Genomic DNA, 13,981 nt, shown 5'->3' with positions numbered 1-13,981 from the left:
TTTGGCTTAGCTTCTGTCAGATAAAAATGTTACAAATGGTATGAAATGAAGCTGGGAGCCAGAAAATAGTAATGGGAGTTTTCTGCTAAGGAGAGCGGGCGATAATCAAGAAAACTGGACTACAAAAATGACTGCCAGGAAAGACAGAACTTACGAACTGGCAGAGGGCGGTGCGCGCTCAATAGCCAACTCAGGAGTAGAGTCACACCAGAAGCCCCATTAGAGAGGTTTTTAATGAGCAATAAATATTTTTTATTCGGCTTACCGCTTGAAAAAGTAAGAGGCTACAAATGACACCACAAAAAAATGCTTCACAGCTAATTTTTATCGACTCAAATGTTGAAGATTACCAGAGTTTAATTAACGGCGTTTCCCCAAATGCTGAAGTAATTATCCTAGATGAAACGCTCGATGGCATTGAGCAAATCACCGAAAGGTTAGCAATTGAACAAAATATCGAAGCAATCCACATTATCTCTCACGGCTCTCCAGGTTCCGTACATCTCGGTACAAATACACTCAACAGCAGCAACATAAAAAGCTTCGGCCCTGGACTCAAACAGTGGCGCAAAGCATTAATTCCCCGTGCCGATATTCTCCTCTACGGGTGTAACGTAGCAGCCGGGCACGCAGGTTACGCATTCCTCACTCAACTGCACCAACTCACAGGCGCCAACATCGCCGCCAACACTAATACCACAGGCAACAGCGAACGAGGAGGCACCTGGGACATCCCCCAACTCATCCCCCCATCCCCTCACAGACCCAAACTTGCCGTCACAGAAACCACCCTCAAAACCTACAGCGGTTTACTAGGCTTCGCCCCCAAAGTTGACTTATCAACTGGCCGTTACCCCCTCTTCGTAAGCACCGGCGACTTCAACGGCGACGGAAAACTTGACTTAGCAACGGTGAACTACAGCGACAACAGCGTCTCCATCCTGCTCAACACCACCCCCACAGGAGCCACCACACCCACCTTCGCCTCCAAAGTTGACTTCTCTAGTGGTGGCGTTAAACCCTGGGCTCTCAGCATCGATGACTTCAACGGCGACGGTCAACCTGACTTAGCTGTGACGAACTCCAATAGCAACACCGTCTCTATCCTTTTGAACACTACCACCGCAGGGGCCACCGCCCCCACCTTCGCCAGTAATGTTAACTTCAGTACAAGCGCTCAGCCCTTATCCGTCGAGAGCAAAGACTTCAACGGGGACAATTTACCAGATTTAGCTGTCGCCAACACTAGCAGCAGCACCGTCTCTATCCTTTTGAACACTACCACCGCAAATGCTACCACCCCCACCTTCGCCCCCCGAGTTGACTTCCGTACTGGCGCAATCCCCTATTCCGTCAGCGTCGGCGACTTCAACGGCGACAGCAAATTTGACTTAGCTGCAGCAAACAGAGACAACGACAGCGTCTCCATCCTGCTGAACACTACCGACGCAGGAGCTACGACCCCCGCCTTCGCCTCCAAAGTTGACTTCCCTAGTGGCACTAAGCCCTTGGCTGTCAGCAGCGGCGACCTCAACGGCGACGGGAAACCTGATTTAGCTGTGGCGAACATCTTCACCGACACCGCCTCCATCTTGCTCAACACCACGGCCACCGGAGCCACCACCCCTGCTTTCGCCCCCCAAGTTACCTTAGGTACTGGCGATGGCCCCTACACCCCCAGCATCGACGACGTCAACGACGACGGTTTACCTGACTTAGCTGTGGCGAACAACGGCAGCGACACCGCCTCCATCCTGCTCAACACCACCGCCCCCGGAGCCACCACCCCCACTTTCGCCACCAAAGTTGACTTCACAACGGGTGATGGCCCCCGCTCCACCATCATCGACGACTTCAACGGCGACGGGAAACCTGACTTAGCTGTGGCGAACGGCTTCAGCAACAGCGTCTCCATCCTGCTCAACACTACCCCGAAAGTTACTGCTGTCACCGCTACCACCGCTGACGGCAGCTACGGTGTCGGTTCTACTATCAATATCACCGTCACCTTGGATGCCGCTGTCAACGTAGATACCACAGGTGGCACGCCCCAACTGCTACTAGAAACAGGCACAACTGACCGCTTTGCCACCTATACCAGCGGTAGCGGTACTACAGCCCTCACCTTCAACTATGTAGTGCAAGCCCCAGACACCTCGGGTGACTTAGAATACCTGGCCACAACTGCCCTCACCCTCAACGGCGGCACAATTAAAGATAATTTGACTGGGGATGCCATCTTAGGCCTCCCCGCTACCGCCACACCCAATTCCCTCGGCGGTAGTAAAGCCATAGTTATTGACACCATTGTACCCACAGTTGCCTTAAAATCCGCATCCCCAACAACCACAAACGGACCATTTTTAGTCACAGCAACATTCAGCGAAAGCGTCACAGGATTTATAGCCAGCGACGTTAATCTTACTAAGAGTACGCTTAGCAATTTCACAGGTAGCGGGACAACTTATAATTTTACCGTTACACCTAATGCTGATGGTCCTGTCACCGTTGATGTCCCTGCTGCTACAGCCACTGATCTTGCTGGCAATAACAATACCGCCGCCACGCAACTGACTCGCAGCGCCGACATCACCGCGCCAACAGTTGCCTTAAAATCCGCATCCCCAACAACCACAAACGCAGCATTCTTAGTCACAGCAACCTTCAACGAAAGCGTCACAGGATTTATTGCCAGCGATGTTAATGTTACTAACAGTACGATTAGCAATTTCACAGGTAGTGGCACAACTTATAATTTTACCGTTACACCTAATGCTGATGGCCCGGTCACCGTTGATGTCCCTGCTGCTACAGCCACTGATCTTGTTGGCAATAACAATACCGCCGCCACGCAACTGACTCGCACTTATGATGCTACAGCGCCAACAGTTGCCTTAACCTCCACATCACCAACAACCACAAACGCAGCATTTTTAGTCACAGCAACATTCAGCGAAAGCGTCACAGGATTTATAGCCAGCGACGTTAATCTTACTAACAGTACGATTAGCAATTTCACAGGTAGTGGCACAACTTATAATTTTACCGTTACACCTAATGCTGATGGCCCTGTCACCGTTGATGTCCCTGCTACAGCCACTGATATTGCTGGCAATAATAATACCGCCGCCACGCAACTGACTCGCACGAATGATGCTACAGCGCCAACAGTTGCCTTAACATCCGCATCCCCAACAATCACAAACGCACCATTTAGCGTCACAGCAACATTCAGTGAAGATGTCACCGGGTTTGATAATACTGATATTACTGTCGCCAATGCGACAGTCGGTAACTTTGTCACAGTTGATGCCAAAACTTACACCTTTGATGTCACACCGAATGCTGATGGTAATGTCACCGTTGATGTACTTGCGGCAACAGCGAATGATACTGGGGGTAATAACAATACGGCGGCCACTCGGTTAACTCGTACCGCTGATTTTACCGCACCAACAGTTGCCTTAACATCCGCATCAGCAACCCGAGTCAACGCAGCATTTAGCGTCACAGCAACATTCAGTGAAAATGTCACCGGGTTTGATAATACTGATATTACCGTCACCAATGCGACTGTCGGTAACTTTGTCACAGTCGATGCCAAAACCTACACCTTTGATGTCACACCGAATGCTGATGGCCCCGTCACAGTTGATGTACTTCCGGCTCTTGCTACGGATACAGCGAGTAATAATAATACCGCTGCCACTCAACTGGTTCGTACCGCTGATTTTACGGCACCTACTGCTAGCTTGGGTACAATTTCTAACATTACTACAGCGGGCGGCACAAGTCAGACCTTGACAGTTACTTTTAGTGATAGTAGTGGAATTGATGTTAGCAGTTTAGATAATTCTGATCTGGTAGTAAACTGGTCAGGTGGTGCAATTCCCGCTACATTGGTCAGCGTCGATACTAATAGTAATGGCACAGCTCGCACGGCCACTTATTCGCTGACTCCGCCTGGGGGAAATTGGGATGATACAGATAATGGCAGTTATGCTGTTAATTTGCAAGCATCGCAAGTAAAAGATACTTTTGGCAATCAAGTTGTAGCTAGCAATTTAGGCAGTTTTACTGTTAACATTGCCACGCCAACACCGACTCCGACTCCAACACAGACTCCAACACCAACTCCTACGCCAACTCCCACTCCGACTCCAACTCCGACTCCAACTCCAACTCCGACAATAACTCCGACTCCGACAATAACTCCGACGCCAACACCGACAATAACTCCAACGCCAACTCCGACAATAACTCCGACGCCAACACCGACAATAACTCCAACGCCAACTCAAGCTACTCCCGCTGTCATTTTCCTTGAACCACTTGGCAGTACCGACGTACTCGAAAGCTTGGGCAGCGATATATACAAAGTGCGATTAAATACTCAGCCAACTGCTAATGTCACCGTCGCCATTACCCCTGAAACTCAAGTTACTGTCAGCCAAAGGGCTCTTACTTTTACTCCCGCAAACTGGAATGTCGCTCAAACGGTAACGGTGACTGCGGTTGACGATGCGGTTGTTGAGGGCGATCGGGTCAGCCCAATTAGCCACGCCACTACCAGCAATGACACATTGTATAATAATATCGTCGCCCCTCTCACAGTCAATATCAGCGATAACGATAACTTAGGCGATGTCAAAACCTTGTTGAACAAGTCAGTAATCGGTTTGACAGACTCCGACGATCGCGTCACAGGATCGGCATTAAACGACATTATCCACGCACGCCCCGGCAATGACTATATTCATGGCAAAGCAGGGGATGACTTGCTTTACGGACAAAAAGGTGATGACGGCATCAGGGGCGGCGATGGCAATGACATTATTTTTGGCGGCCAAGGGATTGAATTTATTCGGGGTGACGGCGGCTTTGACTTGATTTACGGAGGTAAGGGAAACGATCGCATTTACGGCGGCGATGGCGACGATATAGTGTTTGGCGACGGGGGCAATGATTACTTATTTGGAGAAATTGGTGCCGACACTCTCACAGGCGGATTGGGTTTTGATGTGTTTGCGATCGCGATCGATACTGGTGGAACAGACGCTTCTACAGCCGATGTGATTACTGATTTTACCCTCAATCAAGACAAAATTGATTTAATTAGCCCCCTGGCTTTTAGCCAGTTAAATATTTATCAAGGAACAGGCGCTTTTGTGAACGATACTATAATTCAGTATCAGGTAACAGGGGAATATTTAGCTGTCTTGAAAGGAGTCACTGCCAGCAGTATAGTTCAGGCAGTAACTTTTTAGACTTCTTATGTTGTGGCGCTTTAGCGCTTTAGCGCAACAACATACCTACCCGATTTCGATCGCCTAGTTTGTAGGGTGTCTCAGCAGTCGATCGCACTTTTGCTGTGAATTTCAGGTATAGCAACCGCTTAATGTAAATGGTGTAGTCGGTCTTTGATTTTTGTGCGAGTCACCAATGCAGACTCACAGCGTTCCCAGTAAATTTTAGCAACGCGATCGCCCGGATTCTGACGCCAACACTCGGAAAACAGCCGCGCCGCTTCAAATAACTTCCCTTCCGAGTAAAGTGCCCTAGCTTCTGCAAACAATTCCAGCGTAGCTAACTTGGCTTGTTTAATTTCTGGCGGATCTGCATCAAACACCTCATAAATCGTCACAGCTTCGGATTTTCCCTTAACTTTTACCGTGTCTAGAGTGCGGATTGTGTACAGAGATGGATTTTTCAGGCGCGCATAAGTTGGCTGGGTAATTAACAGCGCCACCCCATAATTTTTTGTCAAACTTTCCACGCGAGAAGCTAAATTAACCGCATCGCTAATTACTGTCCCATCCATGCGATTTGGTCCGCCCACCGTTCCCAGCATCAAAGAACCCGTATTAATCCCAATCCCAATCTGAATCTGGGCACAGCCAGCGTTGGCGCAGTATTTATTGTATTCAACGAGACGGTGCAGCATAGCAATTCCCGCTTTCACCGCATTATCCGCCTCACCGCTAAACAGCGCCATAATCGCATCGCCAATATATTTGTCGATAAACCCCTTATTTTCATTAATGACGGGTTCCATGCGACTGAGATAAGAATTGATAAATTTGAAATTATCCTCCGGCGTCATAGTTTCCGAAAGCGTGGTAAAGTCGCGAATGTCGGAAAACAACACCGACATTTCTAACTGCACTTGGTCGCCCAATTCCACATCAATGATGCTTGATTTCTCTAAAAACTGGAGGAATTGATGGGGAACAAATCGCTCGTAAGCTTTGTTGAGTTGAGCCAGCCTGCTTTCATTTTCGCGTACTTCTGTATAAAGCTTAGAATTTTGAATCGAGATCGCCGCCTGTCCAGATAACACTTTTAATAGTTCCACTCTTTCAGGGGTAAAAGCTCCCGCTGTCAGATTATTTTCTAGGTAAACAATACTGATGATTTGAGATTGGTTAATCAGCGGCACACATAAAATTGATTTGGGCTGATGCTTTTGGATGTAGGGGTCGTTAGTAAATTGTCCCGATCGCGCAGCATCATCCAGTACGACGCTTTCTTGAGTGCGAGCCACATAATTGACAATCGCTTTGGAAAGTTCTTGACAGGTTTCAACGGGGATTGAATGCAACACGGTCACTTGTGCGGAATTTATTGTTCCTTCAGCTTCAATTAATAGTTTGCCCTGGCTTAACAAAATCAGATAGCCTCGTTGCCCCCCTGCATTTTCAATCAAAATTTTCATCAAGCTAGACAGTAGCTTATCTAGCATAATTTCTCCAGAAATCGCCTGAGAAGCCTTCATAACTGCGCTGATATCTAGGTGGTTGCCCGAACCAGTCGTTGTCATTGCTACGGTAGTTTGAGTGTTATTCCTTCCCGGTTGAGTTACCGCGAATAAGTGGGGATATCGCGTTTCTAAATCCGTTACCTTAGCAGTAGCTCCCCATTCAACATAACAATAATACGCCTCAAAGATGTAGGCTTGAGCAACTTTTGTTTTGCCCCATTCCGAGTAGAATTTGGCTGCGATTTCGTTTGCCAGGGCTTCGTCATTAACATATTTGTTTTCTTTGGCTCCAGAAATGGCACGATCGTACATTTCAATCGCCTCGGCTTTATTGCCCAACACCCGTTGCCGTTCTGCTTCCACTAAATACCATTTATGCAGATAATTCATGGGAGCATTTTGCGCCCACTGTTGCAGCGTGCTTTGATGGGTTTCCACTAAGGCAATAATTTCAGTTTGCTCAATTGCTGGCTGTGCGGGAAAAATTGCCAGGTGCGTCAGGGCGGCATAAAAATGAAAAATTGGAACAAAAGCCGATCCAGATACTCCCATCAAATACTGTTTGACTTGGGTAATGTGGTCTAGGGCAGCCGTATAATTCCCATAGCAGTAAGCAAGCAGCAGTTTGTAGATGCAGGCACAAGCGATCGCCGTGAATTCATTATCCTGATAGTGCTTGGGAATCATCACCGTTTCATCGTAGGCAGAGCCTATTAACAAATCCGGCCGCATACGGGTTTCCCTCAAGTTTTGCACCGTCTGCTGAATCATATCCAAATAAACCCGAGCCGAATATTGTTTCAACTGCGCCATGACAGCCCTGTAACTTGCTATTTCTGGTTCCCAAGTGTCTAGTTCTACACCAGCGAATAAATGAGTATAAAAACAAATATATATGTTGTAGCCAGCGTCTACAAAGTCGCCTGTTTCCATACCAAACCTATAGCCCTCTTTCAGCGTCGGTATCGTTGCCAAAAGAGATTCTTGGCGATGCTGAATCCAGCCACCAAACAAAAGTAGAACTGTGGACTTGAATTCGGGCACATTCAACCGATCGAGCAATGAAAGTGCCAATTTCCCAAAGCCATAGCCCGTTTCCACCTCTTGTAAAAAGGCACAGAACACCATCCCGTGCATCGCATAACCCACCGTCGATGCGGGCGCATTCCCAAAGGAGATCGATAAACTCACCATCGTTGAGCTAAGCAGGGGCAGCAAACCGGGCATTCCCTGGAAAATGGGTGGAAACAACATACCAGACAGTTGCATAGCTGCCTGAGTCTGTGGATTTGTCATCACAGGTAAGTCAACCAATTCCTCAATCTTTCTGCCACTTAGTTGGCCCGCAAGAGCTTGTAGCGCTTTGCCAATCTTGGCTTCATCAGGTTCGGCAGGAAGTTCAATCCCCAATTGTAAGAGTGCGTCTCTTGCTACTGCGATCGTTTCTAATACCTTGCTCTGGGCTGTCTGAGCCGCAATTTTAATTTCGTAAATTTTAACTAGCTCTAAAATTGTTTGGGCTTCTTGCAAAACCAGTGCTGCCATCTGTTCCATACCATCAAAGTCACCATTCAAATAGGCAATTTCAGCAGCAGCAACATAGAGATTTAGCGCCAATTCATATTGAGTTTGCCAGCATTGAGGTGTCAGTAGCTCAATTCCCGTTTGTAGATAGATATTTGCCGCAGCGTAGGCGGTAGAATTTCTAGCCTTACGTCCAGCTTCTAAGTTGAGTTGGGCTAAGGCTGAGCGTTCACTTAATTGATGGATTAACTCAATTCCTTGATTTAAATGCCCCACTATATCAAATAGTTTTTCTTCTGTTTCTATCTCGGAAGAACTTTGTAGCAGTAACTGTCCTATTTTCAGATGAGTGGCTTGTTTTTGGTCGTCGGGAATCAATGAATAAGCCGCTTGCTGGACGCGATCGTGCAGGAACTTATAAGTTGGATTAGCAACAGACTGATTCGGGGATTGAGCATCTGTTTGAATAAAGTTATAGCCTTCTGAAATCACTAAAATGAGTTCTTCTTGCAAGGCTTTCCACAGCGCTGATGCCGTTGGTTCTGGTAATTCTTCGTTGACTATTGCCAAGGTATCTAAATCAAACTGTGCCCCAATGCACGCAGCAAGTTTGAGAACATCCTGAGTTTTGGCAGGCAACTTCTGCAATTGCGCCGCCATAAACTCCACCACATCCGAGGCGTCGGCAAATTTAAGTTGATTAATATCGCACTGCCACCCCCCTTTACTGCCCCCCTTACTAAGAGGGGATTGAGGGGGGTTAAAAATAATTTGACCCTCTTCATACAAGGCTTTGAGGAATTGAGTCGAGAAAAAGGGATTACCTTGGGTTTTTTGATAAACCAATTCTGTCAGGGGCCCGGCTAAAGATAAATCGCAAATCAGCGTATCTGCTACCAACTGATTGAGATCTGCTAAACTCAACGGTTGCAGGGTAATCGTATTCACCGTGGCTCCAGACTTCAAAATCTCATCCACAGTCAACATAAACGGATGAGCCGGTGATACCTCATTATCCCGATAAGCACCCAATACTAACAGATGCCCCCTATCCTGCATTAACACTTGTAGCAATTGCAGCGATGCCGAATCTGCCCACTGCAAATCGTCCAAAAACATCACTAAGGGATGTTCTGCTTGGGTAAATACTTGCACAAATTTCTGCATCAGCAGATTGAAGCGATTTTGTGCTGCACTCCCCGACAATTCTAGTGCAGGACGTTGAGCGCCAATGATGTGTTCTAATTCAGGAATTACGTCAATCAAGACTTGCCCACTCTCGCCTACTGCGGTGAGAATCAGGGTTTTCCATCTGTGTAACTGAGCGTCACTTTCTGATAATAATTGTCCCATCAATTCCCGAAATGCTTGCACAAATGCACTGAAGGGGATATTGCGCTGGAATTGGTCGTATTTGCCTTTGATAAAATAGCCACGCTGTCGGGCGATCGGCTTATGCACTTCATTCACTACTGCGGTTTTACCAATCCCAGAAAAGCCAGCAACTAGCATCATTTCGGCACTAGCCTTACGAACTCTTTCAAAGGCCGCTAATAGATGAAAAACTTCTGTTTCTCTGCCGTATAACTTTTCGGGAATCAGGAAATGGTCTGTAAGATCCAGCGTTCCCAAGTCAAATTCTTCTATGCTATCGGTTTCTTGTAATTGAACCAGACACATTTCTAAATCCTGCTTGAGCCCCAATGCAGTTTGATAGCGATTTTCCGCATTTTTTGCCATCAGCTTGCTGACAATTTGCGAGACAATTAGGGGGATTTCTGGCTTGATTTCGTGCGGGGGAACTGGTTGTCTGGCAATGTGGCAGTGAACTAGCTCTAAAGCGTCTTCTGTCTCAAAAGGCAGTTTTCCTGTCAGCAATTCGTAGAAGGTGACACCGAGGGAGTAAAAGTCAGTGCGGTAATCGATAGAGCGATTCATCCTACCAGTTTGTTCCGGCGAGATGTAAGCGAAGGTTCCTTCTAAAACGTTGGGATTTTTCAGGGTTGGCATTTCTCGCGTTAGCTGAGTGGAAATGCCAAAGTCGATAATTTTGAGCTGTCCGGTCGCTGGATTGAATACTATATTAGAAGGGTTAATATCCTTGTGGATAATATTGGCACTGTGAATTTGTCCTAAAGTTTCAGTTGTAGCAATAGCGAGCAGCAAAAATTCTTCAAGAGTAAAGGAGCGCTGCTGCATCCATATTTTCAAGGATTCACCGCCAAAGTCCTCCACAAACATCACGAGGCTGTTTTGGTATTTTTGCAAGTCATATACTCGCACGACTCCCGCCTCTTTCAACTCTTGGGTGATTCGGTATTCGGTGCGGTAGCGCACCAATTCTTGAGGTGTGGGGTAGCTTTCTTTGAGAAGTTTGAGGATAATCCGCTGGTTATCCGCTTTCCGGATGGCCCGGTAAACCAGAGAGTTGGCACTTTCATAGAGAAGTGTCTGGACGGCAATGCCTGGAATGGAGAGCATATTTATTTTCTTGCTAAAAATTAACGCGCAGTCAAAACACACCGGGTTCGTTGTGTCGAGAATAGCGCTTTAGAAAGGAACAAATCATGTTTTTATAACACACTCTTAGTTTTTCGGCAGCTAAGTAGCTTTCACGCGGTCTGGCAGAGTAAGGGTAATGAGTTATAATGCCTACGTATCTAAGCCTGGTTAATTCTCAACTCCATGAATTGTCCCCGTTTCGGTTATCCAAACATCGTTAAAAATTGTCCCACCCCCAGCGCTAAGCAAAACTTTAAATATATATATTGTCACAGGCAGTTTGTTTAAAACCCCAGACATCAAAGGATTTCAGAAGAAACAAAAAATTGAGCTATCGGCTTTTATTAGAAAAAATATGTTGAGTTGCGATTGTCAAAGTCCCGAGGGTGTCCCCCCGCTGGTTCCAATACTATGTCTTTTTCAACAATTAGCATCAGTCCCCCGGAAAGTTCAAGTAAAGTCAAAAAACCAAGACAAGCTAACGCTCCAACATGATGAAATGTAGTCGTTTGTAGACAATAAGGGGAACAAGCAGTGGAAAGAGCTGCCAATTGATGCCTTAACCAAAAAAATTCTAGCGGTTTATAGCAATCCTACATGAGTCGTAAATTTTTTACCCCACCCCAACCCTCCCCGAACTCGCGGGGAGGGAGTAAGAAATTCACAAATGATTTAGGATGGCTATATATACGAAGTCGAGTTGAAATGGGTGCTAAAGGTTTGTCGGATTCCCTCCAAGCAGTTGACAGACAATGTGCCGTCTATTATACAGATTTTTTGGTCGCATATAAAAAAGTTTTGCCTCGCCAGCGACACAAATCTGTCGGAAAGATACGGGCAAAACTTCTGATATCGAAAGATGCAAGAACTCCCTGATGTACAGGATATCTCGCTATTGTTGTAATAAAGAGTCTTTCCTAATCTAAAAAGCTTTCCAATAATGTGGGGCCTTCTGGTATTTTATCCATGATTACAACACTTCTTGACCCCTAAAAGTGTTTAGGATTTTTCGTTGCTATGCAGGACTACCAGACTTTGTTCTAAGGATTTTGGAGAGTCATTTATCTACTTCCCCTTCCGGGCTACAAACTCCCGCAGCCGGAGTAAACTAGCCGTTTGCCCCAAATTCAGCGGCAGCAGCGACACTCCCTCCAACCGAGACTGCACCCAACCATCGCCCCAATACCACTCGTGAAATCCGTCAATTCCCTGACTCAATAACAGCCGCAGACAATTGTGCTCAGCAATATCAACGTGATGCTGAACTGCCACGGGGCCCAGCCAACTTGTAAAGGTCAAACCTTGAGAAAATTCTTCCGGCAAACCGCTAGACAACTGCTGCGGCCACATCCACTGCTGCAATTGACTCGGACGCAACAAGCTGTCTCTAATCGCTGTTTCGGAAGCTTCAAGCTCAATCCGCAGGTTGCTTTGTTGAAAGTTACCGAGCATAAGAATTTTAGATATAAGTGCAAGTAACTTTAATGTAACTTATTGGACTGGTTCTAACCTCTTATGGGCGGGCAAGATGCCCACCCCACAAGCAGAAAATTCATCTGTTGTGGAACAGGCGCGAAAGCTTGTTCAGCCTAGAAGCCCACCCCACAAGCAGAAAATTCATCTGTTGTGGAACAGGCGCGAAAGCTTGTTCTTAGAAGTTCGATCGCACACCAGGACACACCACTGCACATGAGCGCACATCCGCGTTCATCTGCCGTTAAAGATTTAAGATCTTCGATCGCACCTACTGCCCGAAACCCGATTTTCGTATCGAACTGTTAAGCTCTGTTTCATTTCATTGAAATCTCCCCTGCTTCACGCCACCGCATCCAAAGTCCGTGATACCATCACACCTGAGTAATGCCTATAGAAAAAAACTGGAGAGAAAAGCTTTGACACTAAGGGTTGCAGTAGTAGGTTCAGGCCCTGCGGGTTCTTCCGCCGCCGAAACATTGGTAAAAGCAGGAATCGAAACATACCTATTCGAGCGTAAATTAGACAACGCCAAACCCTGCGGTGGGGCGATTCCCCTGTGCATGGTCAGCGAATTTGATTTGCCGCAAAGTATTATTGACCGCCAAGTCAGAAAAATGAAAATGATCTCCCCCTCCAACGTCGAGGTGGACATCAATATTGAAAACGCACACGAATACATCGGTATGTGCCGCCGCGAAGTGCTCGATGGCTTCATGCGCGATCGCGCCGCTTCGTTGGGTGCAAAACTGATTAACGGCACCGTTCACAAATTAGAAATTCCCGGCAACAATACAGACCCCTACACTCTCCACTATGCCGACCACTCCGACGGCAGCGCAATGGGAATTCAGAAAACTCTGAAAGTCGATTTGGTAATCGGGGCTGACGGCGCCAACTCCCGCGTAGCAAAGGCGATCGACGCTGGCGACTACAATTATGCGATCGCCTTCCAAGAGCGCATCCGCCTGCCAGAAGATAAAATGGCTTACTACGAAGACTTAGCCGAAATGTACGTCGGCGACGACGTATCTACCGATTTCTACGCTTGGGTGTTCCCCAAATACGACCACGTAGCCGTCGGTACCGGCACGATGAAAGTCAATCAAGCCAGCATCAAAAAGCTGCAAGCAGGCGTTCGCGCCCGCGCTGCCAAAAAACTGATGGGCGGTGAGATTATTAAAGTGGAAGCTCACCCAATTCCGGAACATCCGCGTCCCCGCCGGGTTGTCGGCCGAGTTGCTCTCGTAGGCGATGCAGCAGGTTACGTTACCAAGTCTTCCGGCGAAGGTATCTATTTTGCCGCCAAGTCTGGCCGGATGTGCGCCGAAACTATTGTGGAGATTTCCAATAAAGGCGCGCGCATTCCGACTGAAGAGGAAATTAAGATTTACCTGAAGCGGTGGGATAAAGCCTACGGCATTACTTACAAAGTTCTCGACATTTTGCAGCGCGTGTTCTACCGTTCCGACGCTACTCGCGAAGCTTTTGTGGAAATGTGTGCCGATCGCGATGTGCAGAAGCTCACATTCGATAGCTACTTGTATAAAACAGTAGTACCGGCCAATCCTTTCGTGCAAATGAAGATTACTGCGAAAACCATTGGTAGCTTGTTGCGCGGCAATGCTTTAGCGCCTTAATTCCCTGGGGAAAAGCGCACTTTGTATAAAAAAGCGGGCAGTCACAAAACTGCTCGCTTTTTTTTTGATCTAAGATAACGAA

At 47.1% G+C, this 13,981-nt stretch carries 4 protein-coding genes; 2 read left to right on the top strand and 2 right to left on the bottom strand.

What is annotated here, in order from left to right; all coding sequences use genetic code 11:
- Nucleotides 1–290 precede the first annotated feature (290 nt).
- Nucleotides 291–5,267, top strand: a complete 4,977-nt coding sequence (locus tag QUA62_RS18130) for an Ig-like domain-containing protein (protein WP_333405756.1) — start codon at nucleotides 291–293, stop codon at nucleotides 5,265–5,267.
- A gap of 128 nt (nucleotides 5,268–5,395) precedes the next feature.
- On the opposite strand, the gene QUA62_RS18125 is transcribed toward QUA62_RS18130, so the two are convergent.
- Nucleotides 5,396–10,765 carry an AAA family ATPase gene (locus QUA62_RS18125; protein ID WP_333405755.1) on the bottom strand — a complete coding sequence of 1,790 codons (5,370 nt, stop codon included), beginning with the start codon at nucleotides 10,763–10,765 and terminating at the stop codon, nucleotides 5,396–5,398.
- Nucleotides 10,766–11,851: 1,086 nt separating this feature from the next.
- Nucleotides 11,852–12,238 carry a hypothetical protein gene (locus tag QUA62_RS18115; protein ID WP_333405754.1) on the bottom strand — a complete coding sequence of 129 codons (387 nt, stop codon included), beginning with the start codon at nucleotides 12,236–12,238 and terminating at the stop codon, nucleotides 11,852–11,854.
- A 440-nt stretch (nucleotides 12,239–12,678) separates the two neighbouring features.
- Here QUA62_RS18115 and chlP point away from each other — a divergent pair, with 440 nt between their 5' ends.
- Nucleotides 12,679–13,899, top strand: a complete 1,221-nt coding sequence (gene chlP, locus QUA62_RS18110; protein ID WP_039887052.1) for a geranylgeranyl reductase — start codon at nucleotides 12,679–12,681, stop codon at nucleotides 13,897–13,899.
- The last annotated feature ends 82 nt before the right edge of the window (nucleotides 13,900–13,981 follow it).

The sequence above is a fragment of the Microcoleus sp. MON1_C1 genome (assembly GCF_036701945.1).
Lineage (GTDB): Bacteria > Cyanobacteriota > Cyanobacteriia > Cyanobacteriales > Microcoleaceae > Microcoleus.
Note: the sequence above shows the minus strand (reverse complement) of the source record. Positions and strands in the feature narration are given on the sequence as shown.